Genomic DNA, 17,255 nt, shown 5'->3' on the forward strand with positions numbered 1-17,255 from the left:
AAATTTTGTGTGGCCCAGATTACTTCTGGGCCACACGCGTTTGACCGTTCCAACAGACACATAGGCATCTCAAAATATCTCTTGACCTACCTCACAATCCGGGCTTAGATAAGTAATGAATGACGTTCACTACGAGGCAAGTACTTCCGAGAAGAGGGATATCCGTGGCCAGCCACTGGCTATCGAATCATGCCCCGGTACGCTTCACTTCCCGGCACGGTGCTATTCATGGACAACGAGCTACGCAAGTTCCTGCGTTTCTCAAGACCCAAATCCCCGTCGTCGCCTTGTGCCCATTAGTCGTTCCACTGACGTTACCGGCCTAACTATTTTCCGCTCGTAACAAGCTGAGGAACACTAATGAGAAACCCCAAAACTTTGACATTCGACCGGCATGAAGCCAATGCATCGCCCGAGCACATCAAGAAATCGCTAGAAAGCGCGAAGCACGGTTCCTACTGGCTGGATCATGCACAACGCCCCGAAGCGACCTCCGCTTTGGAATCAAACACCGAGGCAGATCTGCTCGTCATCGGCGGGGGTTACACCGGCCTGTGGACCGCGCTACAAGCCAAAGAGAGAGATCCACATCGTGATGTAGTACTCATCGAGTCCCACCGCATCGGATGGGCCGCTTCAGGACGAAACGGTGGATTTTGTGAAGCCTCGTTGGTTCATGGGGAGGCTAATGGCGCAAACCACCTACCGAAAGAAAACGAACTACTTGGCCAGCTTGGGACCCAAAACCTCGATGAATTCCAAGCCACCGTAGAACGTTACAACATGGACGTGGACTTCACCCGTGCCGGTGTACTTGAGGTAGCCACCGAGCCGCATCAGGTTTCTTGGGTCGCTGAAGCCGCAGAATCGGACGGGATCGAATTCCTCGATGCCGTTGCAGTGAAGAAGCTGATCAACTCCCCCGATTTTCTGGCCGGCTCGCTAGACCGAAAATCCACCGCGTTGGTTCACCCGGCAAAGCTTGCTTGGGAGTTAGCTAGAGTTTGCCGCGAACTGGGAGTGCGGATCTACGAGCACACCCGAGCGACCGAGCTAAGAGATACAGGTACCCACGTCCGGGTTCTGACTGAGGCCGGGCAAATCACTGCGGAACGCATCGCCTTAGCCACCAATGTTTTCCCCTCACTGCTCAAACGTCACCATGCGAGGGTGATCCCCGTATATGACTATGCGCTGATGACCGAACCACTGACCGAAGAACAACAGCAAGCTTTAGGCTGGGCCGAGCCCGTAGGTCTGGCAGATCTAAACAATCGATTCCACTACGCCCGCCCCACCATTGATTCGCAAGGAAAAACCCGGATCCTCTACGGAGGCTACGATGCTGTGTATCATTTTGGCGGCCGGATCCGTTCGAGCTATGACAGTAGCCCTGCCACCTTCGAGAAGTTAGCGGCCCACTTTTTCGGTAGTTTTCCGCAACTCAAAGATGTGAAGTTTTCTCATGCCTGGGGCGGCGCTATAGATACCTGCTCACGCTTCTTCTCCTTCTTTGATCTGACTCACGGAGGAAAAGTTGCGTATTGTGCTGGGTTTACCGGCCTTGGCGTTGGAGCCACTAGGTTCGGCGCCAAAGTCATGTTGGACCTGCTCTCAGGAGCTAAGACTGAACTGACCGAGTTGGAAATGGTCCGTACGAAACCATTGCCATTCCCACCGGAACCAGCGGCCTACGTGGGGGTTCAATTAATGACCAACCAGCTGATCAGGGCAGATCATAACGAAGGTAAACGTCCGGTCTTTTTAAAGGTCATGGACAAGATTGGCATGGGATTTGATTCCTAATGACTGATTCGCACAAACCGCAGGCATTACTTGTTGATGCCAATACTTTCGAGTTGGATTCCACTGCCGTCGCATCATCACAACAGCTTGGTTCAGTGCAGACCAGCTCCGGGTTCTATGCGGTCGGTGAGCTAGACGAAACAGAAGTAGGCATCTGGGAGATGTCTATCGGTGCCATAAAAGATCTCGAATCCGATGAGTTCTTTGTGGTGCTCAGCGGGGCCGGAATTGTAGAGATCCTTCCGGTTGACGGCTTTCGCTCCCAACATCTCGAACTATTTCCCGGCGCACTAATCCGGTTGTATTCGGGGATGCACACCGAATGGCGAGTCACCCAGAAAATTCGCAAAGTTTATCTCAGTCGGTAATGGCGCTCACTACATTTTAAGGAACGGTAGAACATGTCAGGCTTCAAATTTTCGCACGGACACCAGTTCATTAACGGCTCCTGGCTACGCGGTACCGGTGAGGTGCTCAGCAGAATCAATCCTGCCACCGGCGAACTACTCGAAGAGATCGATACCGCTAGCCCCGAAGAAGTTGACCAAGCGGTCCACGCGGCAACGCAAGCATTTATTACCTGGTCCGCTATCACCCCTGCCGAACGCTCGAATCATCTCTTAGCGTTAGCTCGTGAGCTGCAAAACCAAGCACAGGTCTTAGCGGAGGTGGAAACCTCGCAGACCGGTAAGAGCATGCGAATGTCTACCGAATTTGATGTCCCCGGTTCGATAGACAACGTGAACTTTTTTGCCGGGGCTGCCCGCCACCTCCAAGGACTGGCTTCCGGTGATTACGCAGGTAATAGCACCTCCATGATTCGTCGGGAGCCACTAGGTGTGGTGGGCTCCGTTGCTCCATGGAATTACCCGCTGCAAATGGCCGCCTGGAAAATCCTGCCGGCCATCGCCGCAGGAAACACCATTGTGCTCAAACCCAGCGAGCTGACCCCGGGGACAAGTCTGCTCTTCGCGCTCGCTGCTAAGACCGCTGGATTGCCAGATGGAGTAGTCAACGTCGTGGTGGGAAGTGGAAGCACCGTAGGCCAGGCATTGGTAAGGCACCAGCTGGTGAAGATGACCTCATTTACCGGCTCCACACAGGTCGGTTTGAAGATCATGTCTATGGCCGCGGAGACTGGCAAACGAGTGCACCTAGAGCTTGGTGGCAAAGCTCCCTTTGTGGTGTTTGATGACGCAGATATTGAAGCAGCTGCCCATGGTGCGGTGGCCGGCTCAACAATCAACGCGGGGCAGGACTGCACGGCAGCTACCCGCGCCTATGTTCACTCCTCGGTTTTTGAGAAGTTCACCGGACGCGTGGCTCAGTTGATGAGCCAGATGGTGGTTGGTGATCCGACAGACCCAAATACCGACATGGGAGCGCTTATTAGCGAGGCCCATGTGGAGAAGGTTTCTTCGATGGTGGCACGCGCGGTGGATGCCGGAGCCACGGTATTGTCCGGCGGCACAAAACTAGATGGTCCAGGTAATTTTTACCGACCAACTTTGCTGGTCAATGCCACGCAAGATTCAGAAATCGTACAGCAGGAGGTCTTCGGTCCGGTGCTGGTCGCCTTACCGTTTGAAACCGATGATGAAGCTATCAAGCTGGCTAACGATACACCGTACGGTTTAGCCGCGAGTGCGTGGACCAAAGACATCAACCGGGCCATGCGTGCGAGCGCGCAAATTCAGGCCGGCTGCGTGTGGATCAACGAGCACATCATCATTGTTTCGGAAATGCCCCATGGTGGTTACAAAGCTTCCGGAATGGGCAAAGACATGAGCCAGTACTCATTTGATGAGTACACGAACGTGAAACATGTATTGATCTCGCACGATACCGCTGCTCACCGAGACTGGCAGAACACCGTATTTCTCCAGCGTTAAACGGATTCCAACAGCTGGCCCAGTTTTTTGGTTGCCTGACCGGGTGAGGTCGTGGCGAAGAAATATTGGGCCAGCTGTTTCTGCCGGCCCGGTACCCCTCCCTCAGCTAGTTCTGCCACACGCTGAGCCAGCCCATTAGGGGACTCCAAAAGTTGTTCATGTGGCAGGCGTTCGCGAAGTTGCGAGGGACGATGGCCAGTGAGGAAAAGCGGAACGTTGAGCGCGACCGCGTCGTAGGCCATCGCGGAGGTATCGCAGATTGCAACGTCGGCCCAGACCAAGGATTGGCCCGCATCAGCTATTGGATCTAGTTGAGCTGCGAAACGGGCGCGTAGCGCGGTAATTTCTTTTTTCATCTCTGCTGAATGATCACCGGTTTTCGGGTGCGGGCGGAAGTGCACCTCAAACCTGTTGTCCCCCTCGAACTGGGCCAAAATACTCTCACCCATCTTCATCACCGATGAATAATCCATGGTGGCAGAGTCACCCTCCCATGTTGGAGCATAGAGCACCCTGGTTTGGGTTGCGGGCAGTTCGGGGGTGAGCGCGTCCAACTGCGGGCGCCCAATCTGCACTAGGTGTTTGGTATCGAAGCGAGCTATGGATTCAGAAATTCGTTCCACCGCCGCCGGCCCTGCCACGCAGGCATAATCATAGGCTTTGAGCTGGTTCGAGACCATTGAGGCCTTTTCGCTCTCGCCATGATTTAAGTGAATATGCGCTGGTCCGTTGAAGCGCAGCATGGTGAAGTTACGTTGTGAATTATTCACATAGCTGATGCTTCGTGTGCCGAGCTTGGTTAGCAGCGTCTCGATTTGTTCGATGGAACGAGTGAAAAATACCGGAAGCTTGCTGGCCTTTAATAGTTCACGGGCCGACAAGGCATCCATTACCACCACGCCTACCGAATGACCTTGCGCGGCTAGTCTTTCGAAGGTCTCAAGCCAGACCCCTAGTTGGTAAAACTGTGCGGGCGCTTCGGCGAAAAATAAGACATGCTCCGCCGCAGTCAGTTCTTGGCCCGCCTCGGTGATCTGCGAACGCACCGCGCGCTCCGCGAATATTGATCTGGCGCGACCAGCAACTTGATTGACTTGAGTGGTAATCGAAGACATACCTTCAGTCTACGTAGTGATTACCCGTTGATCGCGGAGGACAAAGCATCAATATTTTTCTTCATCCACACAAGGTAATTTGAGTCATCGGTGATTGTTTCGCGGAAGTCCACCACGGGGACTTGACCGGTCTCAGCGTTTGAACGTAAGGAGGCGGTCTCCGCCCCTTCGGTCTGCACGTTGTAGGCAAGAACGCCAATCTTGCCCGCCTTCAACGAATCGCTGAGCTCCTTGAGCGACAGCGGAGCAATTCCTGCGCCGCCTTCAACTGCTTCACTGAGTCCGGCAGGGGTCTTATTTTTCATTCCAGCATCTTCAAGCAGGTGGAATGGGACCGGTTCGGTCATCGCGTAGGTGCGTCCGGCAAGCTTCGCAGCCGTGAGCTGCTCACGTAGATCCTTGATTCCTTGAACAAAAGTATTGGCATTCGCTTCATAGTCGCTCGCGCCGTCTGGGTCGACATGTCCCAGCTCTGTGGCAAGTTCGGTAGCTAGTGCCTGCATTGAGTCCAAGTCGTACCAGATATGTTCGTTGTATTCCGCGTGGTCATGGCCCGCATGTTCATCCGCCGCGTGCTCATCTGCAGAGTGCTCGTCCGTCGCGTGTTCATCATGCGCCGACTCATCGCCGTACTCCTTGGCCACCGGGGAAGAATCCACCGCATGGATCAGATGGACTTGGTCCGCTTTATCTGCAGGAAGCGAGCTGACCAGGGAGTCCATGAACTGGTCATACCCTCCGCCGTTGGCCAGCACCACTGACGCTTTGGAGACGGTGAGTTTGTCTCTGGCGGTTGGTTCATACGAGTGCGGATCCTGAGCTGGAGAGGTGATGATTTCGGTAACCGCAACGTGTTCGCCTCCAATCTCGCGAGCAATCTGCCCGTAGACGTTTGTCGTGGCCACTAACTCTATTTTCCCGTTAGCCGAGGCTTCGCCCGAACTTGATGTTCCCGAAGCATCATCAGTGGCGCATCCGGCCAGAAGCAGCCCGGCAAGCGGGATCGCTACGATTGAGGTAAATAATCCACGTTTTTTCATCTATTAGTCTCCATTCACACAGCACGCTATTGAGAACTATTCTACATTAGTTTTGAGAATCATTCGCACTTAGCTTTGCTCGGCGCCCTGACGACACACTGGCTTTCCCGTGAGCGCCACCCGTGCCAGTCGCCTTGACGACTACTACGGCGATGGCTGTAGTCACCGGAATCGCAAGTACCAAGCCAATGGAACCAATAAGAATTCGAATCACTTCTTCTGCCATTGAACCAGAGCTCAAAGTAGTGCCAAAGCTCTGGTCGCTGAGTGCCGCAATCGCGAGAATTGGAAGGGCCGCGCCGGCATAGGCGAAGGCAATTGTGTAAACGGTCGAGGCAATATGATCGCGCCCGATGCGCATCCCCTTGAAGAATAGTTCCCTGGCGGTGGCATGTGGCGCGGTCTCAGCCAGCTCCCATACGGTGGCCGACTGGGTGATGGTCACATCATTGAGCACGCCCATACCACCGACCAGCAAGCCGCAAATGAGTAAGCCAGGTAGGGAAATCTGGGGTACCACCGTGGACAGCGTCATCGCGTGTTCATCGTTCGCGCCCGTTAGCGCTGCGGCATCTGTCAGCCACACCGCAAGTCCAGCTGTCACCGCCAAACCAAAGAGTGTGCCCAATAGCGCTGTCGAAGTTTTTGCGTTAAGTCCATGAGCAAAATACAACGCCACAAACATAATCGCTGTAGACCCGGTCAGTGCGATCAGTACAGGATTTCCGCCCTCCAACAGGGCAGGCACCATGAAGATGATCATGAACGCGATTCCGCCCACAAGCCCAATAACCGCACGCGCCCCGCGCCACCCGGCCACCAGCACCACGACCAGTCCATAAGCCACGGCTAACAGTGACATCGGTAAGGTGCGGACAAAATCCACGAAAACATAGGGGCTGCCGCTATCAGATCCCACCGCAGAAAGATCTAGATATCGAATTTGATCTCCCGGCCGGGCCTCGCGAGAGTGCAACTGTTCGGGCGGAATCTCTAGCGCAATTTCGGCTCCGCCACTATCGGGCATCAGGTAGGTGACATTGCATTCCAGTGTTTTACCGCCAACTTCTTCAAGTCCCATACTTGAAGGGCAATCCTGAATTAATGACCTTGTCACCGTGCCCACCTGCATACTTGCGCCACCGGTAGTATCCATCGCCCCGTCCAAGGCAAAACGGTCATAGTTGCCTTGCGGCCACAGCGCAATCACCATAATTAGGGCCAACGCACCCACCGGGGCTAACAATGCCCACAAAATAATTGATGCTCGGCGTCTCCTCGCAGGATCTTGCAGAATCGGCTGATCGTGATTGTGACTGTGGCCCACGGTCGGTGCACTCCTCAAAGGATTAATCAAAACTCGTCGCGCCCAAGTCTAGTCAGCGAAACTGAACTCGTTATCAGGAACACCCCCCAAAGGATGACTCAACAAATCCTCCGCAAGGCTCATGCCTATTTGCCCTCTTCGGGGCGAAGATTGTTCTATGAGCTTGTCTGAGAACCACGGGACTTCACCGAGCAATATTAACACCGAAGAACCTAAGTATGAATATCATCGGCTGATGCGCCGCAATTCCGAGTATGCCTGGTGGCGCCCCCTGGCCCTACTCGGAACGGCCGTAGGCTTTTATGTGGTGTTGACCGTCATCTTGCTCGTTGGGCTCCTGATCGTGCTCTTTAGCAGCTTGGGCAGCCAGCTTGATGATCCGAACAATCAGATCATGCTTGCTTTTGAAGCAATGAACATGGCAGACCCCTTTGTCTTCTTGTTCACCATGCTCTCGCTGATAGCTCTCATACCGGTTGCTTACCTCGCATACTTATTCCTCGGCCCCAGACCGGTGGGATTACTTTTCTCGGTAACCGGAAAGATGCGCTGGCGCTGGTTGGGACTGTGCACGGGCATCTGTCTGGTGCTCTATGCCCTCTATTTCGGGATCAGCCTTGGACTAGAAGCCACCGGAGCAGTAGCCTCAGCACAAATTCCGCCAGAGAACATTCCGGCTAATCCCTTGTTCTTCGCCCTACTGGTCCTATTGTTGGTGCCATTCCAAGCGGCTGCCGAAGAGCTAGTCTTCCGTGGCCTGCTCATGCAAACTCTTGGTAGCTGGCTCAAGCATCCATTGTTCGCGATTTTGCTCCCGGTTCCACTGTTTACCGCAGGACACCTCTACGATATTTATGGCCTACTAGACGTTGCTTTCTTTGCCATAGTCGCCGGTTACCTCACCTGGCGCACCGGCGGTCTCGAAGCGGCGATTGCCGTGCACGTCATCAACAACGTGGGACTATTTTTGCTCGGCGCCGCGGGTTCAATTGATATTAATTCCTCGGAGTCTTCCCTTTCGAGTCTGCTGACCTCGGTCGCATTTACCACGCTAGTGGCCTACGTTCTGCTCCAGGTGGCTAAGCGTTATGCGTTGCAGCGCACCGCCGGTCCCGAACCTAGGCGCCAAGCCCCACAGCTCTTGCAACCATGGCCGATTCACTATCCTGCTGGCACGCCAACGCAGGCGTACTGGGCTCCTCCGGCCACCGAGCAAGAGGCAGCTTACCCGGATCAGTACCCGCAACAGCTTCCCTCTTCTGCAGAGGGCACCACCGAGGACGAGATCAACGGTCCTCCTCCCCCAGCCCGTTAGCTTTAGCGCAGACAGAGAAAAGCGTCGCCGGTGAGATTTTTAGATTCTCACCGGCGACGCTTTTTTGATCTTTTAGGTTTTAGCCCAACGCAATAACGCCACGATTCCTGCGTCCGCTGGCAAGATGGAGTCCGGAACGTAGCGGATCGTCGCATCGGTCAAGGCTGTAGCCCGAAGCAGAACCTCCGGTGCTGGCCATTGGCCAATCACCAAGTCCGCATGATCATCTCCTTCTTCATGCGCCACCCATGGTTCTCCCGACAGGGCTCGTAAGGTGTGTTCGTCTTGATACTGACCTACCAAAACAACTTCAGCCTGCGCAGATTGCAAGGCCGAAACCACTTCGGCAAGACCCACAGCCAGCTGAGCCCGGCCATTGCCAGTTTGTGCCGATACGCGCTGCTCCAGCTCTGCGACTGCCGCGTCATGGGTTTCGGAAATCAACCGTGAAATTGATTCATCAACCTGCTTGGAATCAGCGCCCCCGGTTCGCGTATGCGAATCGAGAACTACGACATAGGGTTTCAACGCCCCCGGAAGCATCCCAGCAATCGTTTCACGCGATTTCACATCGCCCGAAAGCACGATCAGCCGAACAAAGGTGTCCTTAGCCATTTCGGCGATGAGCTCGGCGACTTCTTCGGCATTTCGCCGAGCCATCTCATCTGCTGCGGACTGATTTTTTGGCTGATCATATTCGCTAGGTACCTTACGTGCCCGGTGAATCTCTTCGGGTAATCCAACAACCCCACGGCTAGCTACACGTTCTGGCGAGGCGGTGTTATATAGATGAACTTCTCCCCCGTCACGTCCGGCCTCGGCCACGAAGTAGGAGAAAGCTCCCCCTCGAGCTCTGGCAAGCGCAGTGAAATTCGGGAATGGCCCCACGTCCACGGCGGCGGAATCGACTTTTAGCCCCGGAATGAGTTCGTTGAGTACCACCGCCCCATCGTGAACTGCCACGAAGCGAGCTACCGGCGCACGAAGCCCTTTAGTGGCTTCTATGGCATTGGTGAGTGCCTCAATGTCGGCGGCACCGGCCTGCTGGCTCTTCAGTAGTTTAGCTACTTCCCCCGGCAGCCGGTCGGCTGCTTCGTGCGCTGCGGTGGTTCCGAGCGATGCATCCACCAAGGCGGTGCACCATGAACCAGTTTTCCGATAGAGCGAAGCGTCGATTCCATTAGAATCCGCGCGTAGTGCCATGCTGACTCCCTTCCGCACGCGACTCCTGGTCGCGGTGCGACTAGATCCGTGTGACTAACGTAACATCGCACGTCGATAGCGGGAAGAGCAAAGCACAAAGATCCCACGTGTTAACCCAAAATCGTTACCCGACCTAGGTTTATTACCAGCGACCGCGCCAGTACTGAGGTGGGTGAGATTTTTGTGCGCCAAGCTGCTCAGCCGCACGATTTGGCCACTGCGGATCGCCCAGTGCGGCGCGTCCCACGCTGACACCGTCAGCCTGGCCGGTCACCAAGATGTGTTCGGCTTGGACCGCATCGGTGATGACTCCCACAGCCGTCACAAAAGCGTCTTCCGGCAACGCTTGCTTCACTGCTTGAGCAAGCGGGACCTGGTAGCCGGGGCCGGTAGGGCCGTGGAAAGCCCCGATTCCGGCACTGGACAGATCAAATGCTCGCACACCGTATTCGTAGAGTTCGGTGGCAATTTTCACGGTGTCCGCGATGCGCCAACCACCGTCAACCCAGTCTTCACCGGAGAAGCGGATGCCTAAAGCTTTGTGCTCTGGCCAAACCTTGACGATGGCCTGCACGACTTCGCGCAAATAGCGAGTGCGATTTTCAAAGCTGCCACCGTACTGGTCGGTGCGCTTATTGGACAGTGGTGAGAGGAACTGGTGAATCAGGTAACCATGTGCGGCGTGAATCTGAATCAGGTCAAATCCTGCAGCGTCTGCACGCTTGGCAGCCTCGGACCAATCTTGAACGGAACTGGCGATCTGTTCGACAGTCATCTCGGTGCCCGGATTTAGCCCGTACAGATCCTCGGCGCTGGACGTGAAGGTTTCCCAGCCGCCATCTTCTGCACTGAGACTGCCGACCTTGCCCTGATCTTCGAGTTCTTTCAACCAGCCATAGGTTGAAGCTTTAACTCCGGCGTGAGCCAACTGGACGCCAGCTGCGGCTCCGTGGGAACGGATGTACTCGGTGATTGGCTTCCACGCTTCAACCTGCTGGTCATTCCACAGTCCGGCGTCTCGATCCGAGATGCGTCCTTCGGCGGCTACCGCGGTAGCTTCGGCGATCACCAGTGAAAAACCGCCGTGAGCCATAGATCCAAGATGCGCCAATTGCCACGTAGTGGGTACACCATCTTGCTTATCGATCACGTATTGGCACATGGGAGGCAGGACCACGCGGTTGCGTAGTGTTAGTCCCTTTCCGGCCTTCGTTGGGATAGTGACTGGGGTAAAAAGTTTGCTTTCAGGCATGCCTAGTGTGACGTTTCAGTTCAAGTAATTATTCCTTGATAACCAGCTTAGTGAGCTAGGTATCAGTGTCCTAGAACAGCCACTGCCACGGAGAAGTACACGATCAGACCGGCAGCATCGACAAAGGTGGAGATAAATGGGTTGGAAAATACCGCGGGATCAACTTTTAGCCATTTGCCAATAATTGGCATCACTCCACCGACTCCGGCCGCGATAGTACACAGGGCCACCAGTGTGATCCCAATGATCATCGCGATGGACCATTCGAAGATGAATCCGGCTACGCCGAAACCAATAGTTCCCAAACTCAATCCGAGCATCAGTCCCACACCAAGTTCACGCAGCAAGACCCTCCCAAGGTCCCCCACCCTCACATCGCCCATCGCCAGCGCCCGAGTGACTGTCGTAGCCGCCTGGTTTCCGGTATTTCCTCCGATACCTACCATCAACGGGATGAACAAGCTCAGGGTAACCATTGATTCGAGAGTTTCTTCGAAATTCGAAAGTACCTGCACGGTGAGCGTCGCACCGACGGCAAGGACCAACAACCAGACGATCCTGCTTCTGACGAGAGAACCAATCGTGGTGCTCAAGTAAGGTCGTCTTAATGGTTCGGCACCCGAACTACGAGCAGCTCGTTGTTCATCGGAATTGGTTAGCACCGAGACCGCATCAGAATGACTGAACACGCCCACCACACGACGCTCAGAATCTACCACCGGGGTCAGTAATTCTTGGCTCAATACCACCTGACGGGCAGCTTCCAGCACTGGTTCTTCGGCACTAACGCCATCGCCAGGGGTCAGCAGCTCCGAGATTAGTTGCTCTTCCTTTGCTGCCAAGAGATCACGCAATGAAACGACGCCACGTAGCCTACGTGTCGAATCGGTGACTACGAGGGTATAAACGCTTTCTGCGGTCTCAAGTTTGGCGCGCACTCGTTGCATGCTTTCGCGCACGGTCAGCTCTGGGTGGGTGATGACAAAGTATGGATTCATCAGATGGCCCACGACTCCGGCACGGTACCCCAGCAACACATTGACCTCGTCTCGCTGTGCTGAGTCCAGCCCTTGCAGCAGCGTTGCCGCTAGATGGGCAGGCAACTCATCGAGGAGCGCCACGCGATCATCGGCAGCCATGACTGCGAAGGTTTCGCTGACCGTATCGTGTTGCAAGCCGCTGATAAGTTCGGCTTGCAGGGCCGGCTCTAAGCGTGCAAAGACCGCCAGCGCCTGTTCTTTAGCTAGCAGTCGATAAGCGATGGCCATTTCTTTGGCCGAGAGCCGATGAAGTTGTTGCAGGGTTTGTGGCAAGTTCAGCTCACGCAGGAGCGCAGCGAGTTCTTTGAAATCTTGTGATTCTAAAAGATCTTGAATCTGCGAGGAAATGGTCGAGAAGTCTACTTGAATTGAAGAGCGCATAAGGATCAGTCCAAACGGTGTTTAGACGCGTCATTCCGGGAAATAATACGAAGCACAATTGAATCGCCACCCGGAAAACAAAGGGGTGACAAGTCATTCGGTCTTCGCGCGACGAATGAAGCGAAACGAAAAGGAATCGAAGCGCGATACCCCACCGTTTAACCCAGCACTTAGGCTCAGCTTAAAGAAGGAAAAAGGGAGGTCGCGTGTACATAGATCGACTAGAACCATCGTCCATGCAGCTCACCTCCTTGAATAGGTCCGGGCTTACGCCCGAGAAACACCTTGCTTCATTTCTATCACCTTCCGCACCCATAAAGGACATCAGCACGACAAGATCACATCCGCCAACGCAAAGAGCGTGCGGTGACCAGCAGTCACCACACGCTCTTTGCAACCTATCGAATTAGCATTCGACAACGTTGACGGCTAAACCGCCCATCGCAGTTTCCTTATACTTATCGCTCATATCCTTGCCAGTTTCACGCATGGTGATGATAACTTCGTCCAGGGTAACGTGGTGCTCGCCGTCTCCCATCAACGCCATTTTTGCGGCGTTCACGGCCTTAGAAGCTGCAATCGCGTTACGCTCGATGCACGGGATCTGCACTAGACCTCCAATGGGGTCACAGGTCAGTCCAAGATTATGCTCCATGGCGATCTCTGCGGCATTCTCTACTTGAGCTGTAGTACCGCCGAGGATTTCGGCGAGGCCACCGGCCGCCATCGATGAGGCAGAACCAACTTCACCCTGACAACCAACCTCGGCACCCGAAATCGAAGCCTGCTCCTTGTACAACACACCTACGGCGCCAGCAGTGAGTAGGAAGCGCACTACAGCGTCATCCTTTTCCTCTTCGTTCCAGTATTTAGCGCCCGGGGCGTAATGGGTTGCATAGAAGAGTACTGCTGGGATGATGCCGGCAGCACCGTTGGTTGGTGCGGTGACAACTCGCCCGCCCGAAGCGTTTTCTTCATTGACTGCCAGTGCCACCAGGTTGATCCATTCCTGCCAGAACACCGGATCACGGTCTTTATCTTCCTTGCGTAAACGCTCATGCCACTCTGGGGCACGGCGACGAACCTTGAGTCCTCCGGGAAGCACGCCGGTACGTTCCAAGGAGGCGTCTTTGCACTCCTCCATGACCTTGTAAATATGAACCAGACCCGAACGAATTTCTTCGCGAGTACGGTAGGTCTCTTCGTTGGCCATCATGATCTCGGCAATTGACTTGCCAGAATTCTTTGAGTGTTCCAGTAATCGTGCAGCGGTAGTGAACGGGTACGGTTGCTGCTTGACCTTTTCTTCGAGGTTTTTTTCAAGGCGTTCTTCGGCGCCTTCGCGCACAATAAATCCGCCACCGACAGAGAAGAACGTTTCGTTCAGTAGTTCTTCGCCCGCTGCATCAAGAGCAATGAACTTTACGCCGTTGGTATGGCGCGGCAAGACCGTCAACGGGTGCTGAATCATGTCGTTGACGGTGTAGTTCAGGTCCTTGCGAGCATCCATTTGGGACGCAAAGCGAAGTACGCCGCTTTGTTCCATCTGTGCCAAGCGCTCATCAACCTGGGCTGGCAGAATATTTTCTGGCTCGTACCCTTCGAGTCCAAGCATGATTGCGGTGAAGGTTCCGTGACCCCGGCCGGTCGCTGCGAGCGAACCGTAAACATCAATGCGCAGGGAGGTGAGGGCTTCAAGCTGGCCTTCACGAATCACCTGGGCCACGAATGCGTGCGCCGCACGCATTGGTCCCACGGTGTGGCTGGAAGATGGTCCAATACCAACCGAGAACAAATCAAATACGCTGACCGCCATGACGGGTCACTTCCTTAGAACAGAGAGAATTCGGTACTGCAAGCACCAAATAATTGTGTGGTGGGGTAGAAATTTGTGGTTCGTCCCCGTGCCTCGCATTTTCTGTGGGTGCCAGATGCGAGAGAGACAAAGGGCCCGGAACGCGATGTATCCGCTTTCCGGGCCCCTCCTTCAATCAGAAGCTGTTACTCGGAAACCTTTTTAAGTTCCGGGTACAGTGGATGAGCCTCGGCGAGCTTTAGCACTCGTTCCTTAAGCTCTGGCAAGACAGCAGTATTGCCATCAACACCAGCAATCAAAGCCTGCGCAATAATCTCCGCAACCTCAACAAAAGCAGCCTCAGAAAAACCACGAGTCGCCAACGCAGGAGTACCAATACGCAGGCCGGAAGTGACCATTGGCGGGCGTGGGTCAAACGGAACCGAGTTACGGTTCACGGTGATTTCCACCTGTGCCAAGAGGTCTTCGCCCTGCTGACCGTCCAGCTCGCTGTTACGCAAGTCAACGAGTACCAAGTGAACATCGGTGCCACCGGTCAACACGCTGATACCCTTGGCAACAACGTCTTCCTGGGTCAGACGTTCAGCCAAGATGCGTGCACCAGCCAAGGTGCGCTCCTGGCGCTCCTTGAACTCTGGCGTCCCAGCAATCTTGAAGGCTACCGCCTTACCAGCAATCACATGCTCCAACGGACCACCCTGCTGACCAGGGAACACCGCCGAATTCAACTTCTTCGCAATATCCGCATCATTCGACAAAATAATGCCACCACGTGGACCCGCAAGGGTCTTGTGGGTCGTCGACGTCACCACATGCGCATGCGGAACCGGAGAAGGATGCAACCCTGCAGCGACCAGGCCAGCAAAGTGCGCCATATCAACGAACAAGTACGCGCCAACCTTGTCAGCGATCTCGCGGAACCGAGCGAAGTTCAACTGACGAGGATACGCAGACCAACCAGCAATAATCATCTTCGGCTGGTGCTCCACGGCAAGGCGCTCCACCTCATCCATGTCCACCTCGTAAGTCGTCTCATCCACACCGTAAGGAACGATGTTGAACAAACGACCCGAGAAGTTGATCTTCATCCCGTGAGTCAGGTGACCGCCGTGAGCCAGGTTCAAACCCATCACGGTATCGCCCGGGCGAACCAACGCGTGGAACACCGACGCGTTAGCCTGCGCACCAGAGTGCGGCTGCACGTTAGCGAACTTCGCACCAAACAGGTCCTTGAGCCGTTCAATAGCCAACGTCTCAATAACGTCAACCTCTTCACAACCACCGTAGTAACGACGACCCGGGTAACCCTCAGCGTACTTATTAGTCAGTACCGAACCCTGCGCCTGCATCACTGCCTGCGCCGTGTGGTTCTCCGAAGCGATCATTTCCAGACCACGCTGCTGACGAGCCAGCTCGGCATCGATACGCTGCGCAATCTCTGGATCTAGCTCCGCTAGCGACTGCGTCAAGGACGCAGGGGCCAGGGATTCAAAAGTTGTATTGCTCATTACTCGACGTTTCCACCATTCGCGCTGGCGTAATCTACTGCGGAAAGCAGTGGGCCTTCTTCGCTGACCTCAACGGTGAACAGCCAGCCGTTGCCGTATGGGTCTTCGTTCAGGATTGCCGGGTTATCGGCGGCTTCCTGGTTGACCTCAACGATGGTGCCGGTCACTGGCGAGTACAGGTCGGAAACCGACTTCGTGGACTCAACTTCGCCACAGGTCTCGCCTGCGGTGACGGAGTCGCCAACTTCTGGAAGGTCAACGTAAACCACGTCGCCTAGTGCGTCGGCAGCTACCTGGGTGATGCCAATCTTGGCTGGTGATGCTGCATCGATCCACTCGTGTTCGGCCGAGTAGCGCAACGATGAAAGAACTTTACTCACGATAATTCCTCTCCCAAGGGAAATGGTGGGCGTCTTTACGACGCCCGCTTAGGTTAAACGTTACTTGGCTCGGGTGTAGAACGGCAGTTCTACGACCACAAATGGCAAAGTCTTGCCACGAAGGTCGACATCTAGCTCAGTTCCAACTTCACTAAATGCAACATCTACGTAACCTAGAGCTACCGGGTAGCCCAGGCTTGGCGATGGCTGACCGGAGGTGATCTCACCAATGGTCTCCCCATCCTTGACGATGGCGTATCCGCCACGGCCTGCACGCTTGCCTAGACCCTTCAGGCCAACAAGTTTGCGTGCCGGGGTTTGTCCTCGCAGTGCTTCAAGAGCTTCGCGACCAACAAAGTTTTCGGTCTTCTTGAAGGAAACTACCGGACCAAATCCAGCGTCAAATGGGGTGCGATCAACGGACAGCTCGTTGCCATATAGCGGCATGCCAGCTTCCAAACGCAGCGAGTCACGTGAGGCCAGGCCACAAGGAACTAATTCGTGATCCTTGCCTGCTTCCACGGTCTTGTCCCAGATCGCGGTGGCATCTTCGTTGGCGATGATCAGCTCGAAGCCGTCTTCACCGGTGTAGCCGGTGCGTGCCAACAGTACCTCGATGCCGCCCAGAACTACTTCGATTGCCGCGTAGTAGTTCAATTCCTTCACGGCGTTCACGGTCTGCTCATCGGCTGCCAGTGCGGACACGATCGCTTCTGCGTTCGGGCCCTGCACCGCGATCAGCGAGGTGCGTGCGGACGCGTCATCAACGACCACGTTGAAGCCAGCTGCGCGTTCTGCCAGCTTGGCGGCGACTACCGGTGCGTTGCCCGCGTTTGGAACCACCAGGAAACGTTCTTCGCCGAGGCGGTAAACGATCAGGTCATCAATGATTTTTCCGTCTTCATTGAGGATCAGCGAGTATTTAGCCTTGCCGACCTTCATCACCGCGAGGTTGCCAGCCAGCGCGGTGTTCAGTGCCACGCCGGCTTCGGGGCCGGTGAGCCAAACTTCACCCATGTGGGAGAGGTCAAAAAGGCCCGCGGTGGAACGTACTGCCTTGTGCTCGGCTAGTTCCGAACCATACTTCAGTGGCATATCCCAGCCACCAAAGTCGGTGAACGAAGCGCCTAATTCGGCGTGCTTCTCGTGTAACTCTGTGTGCTTAATATCAGTCATCACG

At 55.0% G+C, this 17,255-nt stretch carries 14 protein-coding genes; 4 read left to right on the top strand and 10 right to left on the bottom strand.

Annotation, left to right across the window (positions count from 1 at the left end; translation table 11 throughout):
- Positions 1 to 360 precede the first annotated feature (360 nt).
- Genes IEX04_RS00375 through IEX04_RS00385 form a run of 3 tightly spaced genes read left to right on the top strand, consistent with a single transcriptional unit; the run spans position 361 to position 3,698 of the window.
- Complete coding sequence (locus tag IEX04_RS00375) at positions 361 to 1,806, top strand: NAD(P)/FAD-dependent oxidoreductase (protein WP_188682880.1); 1,446 nt, start codon at positions 361 to 363, stop codon at positions 1,804 to 1,806.
- A complete protein-coding gene (locus tag IEX04_RS00380) occupies positions 1,806 to 2,174 on the top strand; it encodes a cupin domain-containing protein (RefSeq protein ID WP_188682881.1) in 369 nt (122 codons plus the stop codon). Before IEX04_RS00375 ends, IEX04_RS00380 begins: the two co-directional genes overlap by 1 nt.
- Before the next feature lie 33 nt (positions 2,175 to 2,207).
- Entirely contained in the window at positions 2,208 to 3,698 is a 1,491-nt protein-coding gene (locus IEX04_RS00385) for a gamma-aminobutyraldehyde dehydrogenase (RefSeq protein WP_188682883.1), read from the top strand.
- Here the strand turns inward: IEX04_RS00385 and IEX04_RS00390 are convergent.
- Genes IEX04_RS00390 through IEX04_RS00400 form a run of 3 tightly spaced genes read right to left on the bottom strand, consistent with a single transcriptional unit; the run spans position 3,695 to position 7,180 of the window.
- On the bottom strand, positions 3,695 to 4,813 hold the full coding sequence (locus IEX04_RS00390) for a CDP-glycerol glycerophosphotransferase family protein (protein WP_188682885.1): 1,119 nt from the start codon (positions 4,811 to 4,813) through the stop codon (positions 3,695 to 3,697). The two genes, IEX04_RS00385 and IEX04_RS00390, sit on opposite strands and share 4 nt — an antisense overlap.
- 20 nt (positions 4,814 to 4,833) lie before the next feature.
- Positions 4,834 to 5,853: a metal ABC transporter solute-binding protein, Zn/Mn family gene (locus tag IEX04_RS00395; protein ID WP_188682893.1), complete on the bottom strand. Its 1,020-nt coding sequence runs from the start codon at positions 5,851 to 5,853 to the stop codon at positions 4,834 to 4,836.
- Between the two features lie 46 nt (positions 5,854 to 5,899).
- A complete protein-coding gene (locus IEX04_RS00400; protein WP_096255613.1) occupies positions 5,900 to 7,180 on the bottom strand; it encodes a YibE/F family protein in 1,281 nt (426 codons plus the stop codon).
- Between the two features lie 157 nt (positions 7,181 to 7,337).
- Here IEX04_RS00400 and IEX04_RS00405 point away from each other — a divergent pair, with 157 nt between their 5' ends.
- Complete coding sequence (locus tag IEX04_RS00405) at positions 7,338 to 8,495, top strand: CPBP family intramembrane glutamic endopeptidase (protein WP_194446421.1); 1,158 nt, start codon at positions 7,338 to 7,340, stop codon at positions 8,493 to 8,495.
- A 72-nt stretch (positions 8,496 to 8,567) separates the two neighbouring features.
- Here IEX04_RS00405 and IEX04_RS00410 read toward each other — a convergent pair whose 3' ends face one another.
- The 7 genes from IEX04_RS00410 to gcvT all read right to left on the bottom strand — a co-directional run bounded on the left by IEX04_RS00410 (position 8,568) and on the right by gcvT (position 17,251).
- The gene (locus IEX04_RS00410) at positions 8,568 to 9,698 is read right to left on the bottom strand and encodes a baeRF2 domain-containing protein (protein WP_229676919.1); all 1,131 of its coding nucleotides are present in this window, start codon (positions 9,696 to 9,698) and stop codon (positions 8,568 to 8,570) included.
- 142 nt (positions 9,699 to 9,840) lie between these two features.
- Positions 9,841 to 10,950, bottom strand: a complete 1,110-nt coding sequence (locus IEX04_RS00415; RefSeq protein ID WP_188682897.1) for an NADH:flavin oxidoreductase/NADH oxidase — start codon at positions 10,948 to 10,950, stop codon at positions 9,841 to 9,843.
- A gap of 62 nt (positions 10,951 to 11,012) precedes the next feature.
- On the bottom strand, positions 11,013 to 12,371 hold the full coding sequence (gene mgtE, locus IEX04_RS00420) for a magnesium transporter (protein ID WP_096255619.1): 1,359 nt from the start codon (positions 12,369 to 12,371) through the stop codon (positions 11,013 to 11,015).
- A gap of 406 nt (positions 12,372 to 12,777) precedes the next feature.
- Entirely contained in the window at positions 12,778 to 14,187 is a 1,410-nt protein-coding gene (locus IEX04_RS00425) for an L-serine ammonia-lyase (protein ID WP_096255621.1), read from the bottom strand.
- A gap of 185 nt (positions 14,188 to 14,372) precedes the next feature.
- Positions 14,373 to 15,695, bottom strand: coding sequence for a serine hydroxymethyltransferase (gene glyA / locus IEX04_RS00430; RefSeq protein ID WP_096255622.1), 1,323 nt, complete (start codon positions 15,693 to 15,695; stop codon positions 14,373 to 14,375).
- Positions 15,695 to 16,075 (bottom strand): glycine cleavage system protein GcvH, encoded by a 381-nt coding sequence (gene gcvH, locus IEX04_RS00435; RefSeq protein WP_188682898.1) that lies wholly within the window; start codon positions 16,073 to 16,075, stop codon positions 15,695 to 15,697. The genes glyA and gcvH overlap by 1 nt, the downstream gene beginning before the upstream one ends.
- A gap of 60 nt (positions 16,076 to 16,135) precedes the next feature.
- Entirely contained in the window at positions 16,136 to 17,251 is a 1,116-nt protein-coding gene (gene gcvT / locus IEX04_RS00440) for a glycine cleavage system aminomethyltransferase GcvT (protein ID WP_188682900.1), read from the bottom strand.
- Positions 17,252 to 17,255 lie beyond the last annotated feature (4 nt).

The organism is Glutamicibacter ardleyensis (assembly GCF_014644555.1).
GTDB classification, from domain to species: Bacteria; Actinomycetota; Actinomycetes; order Actinomycetales; family Micrococcaceae; genus Glutamicibacter; species Glutamicibacter bergerei.

Excerpts from the sequence above, each read along its gene's own strand:
- IEX04_RS00380 (WP_188682881.1), top strand. The coding sequence starts at position 1,806 with ATGACTGATTCGCACAAACCGCAGGCATTACTTGTTGATGCCAATACT.
- IEX04_RS00405 (WP_194446421.1), top strand. The coding sequence starts at position 7,338 with ATGAGCTTGTCTGAGAACCACGGGACTTCACCGAGCAATATTAACACC.
- gcvT (WP_188682900.1), bottom strand. The coding sequence starts at position 17,251 with ATGACTGATATTAAGCACACAGAGTTACACGAGAAGCACGCCGAATTA.
- IEX04_RS00410 (WP_229676919.1), bottom strand. The coding sequence starts at position 9,698 with ATGGCACTACGCGCGGATTCTAATGGAATCGACGCTTCGCTCTATCGG.
- mgtE (WP_096255619.1), bottom strand. The coding sequence starts at position 12,371 with ATGCGCTCTTCAATTCAAGTAGACTTCTCGACCATTTCCTCGCAGATT.
- IEX04_RS00375 (WP_188682880.1), top strand. The coding sequence starts at position 361 with ATGAGAAACCCCAAAACTTTGACATTCGACCGGCATGAAGCCAATGCA.
- IEX04_RS00415 (WP_188682897.1), bottom strand. The coding sequence starts at position 10,950 with ATGCCTGAAAGCAAACTTTTTACCCCAGTCACTATCCCAACGAAGGCC.
- IEX04_RS00385 (WP_188682883.1), top strand. The coding sequence starts at position 2,208 with ATGTCAGGCTTCAAATTTTCGCACGGACACCAGTTCATTAACGGCTCC.
- glyA (WP_096255622.1), bottom strand. The coding sequence starts at position 15,695 with ATGAGCAATACAACTTTTGAATCCCTGGCCCCTGCGTCCTTGACGCAG.
- IEX04_RS00395 (WP_188682893.1), bottom strand. The coding sequence starts at position 5,853 with ATGAAAAAACGTGGATTATTTACCTCAATCGTAGCGATCCCGCTTGCC.
- IEX04_RS00425 (WP_096255621.1), bottom strand. The coding sequence starts at position 14,187 with ATGGCGGTCAGCGTATTTGATTTGTTCTCGGTTGGTATTGGACCATCT.
- IEX04_RS00390 (WP_188682885.1), bottom strand. The coding sequence starts at position 4,813 with ATGTCTTCGATTACCACTCAAGTCAATCAAGTTGCTGGTCGCGCCAGA.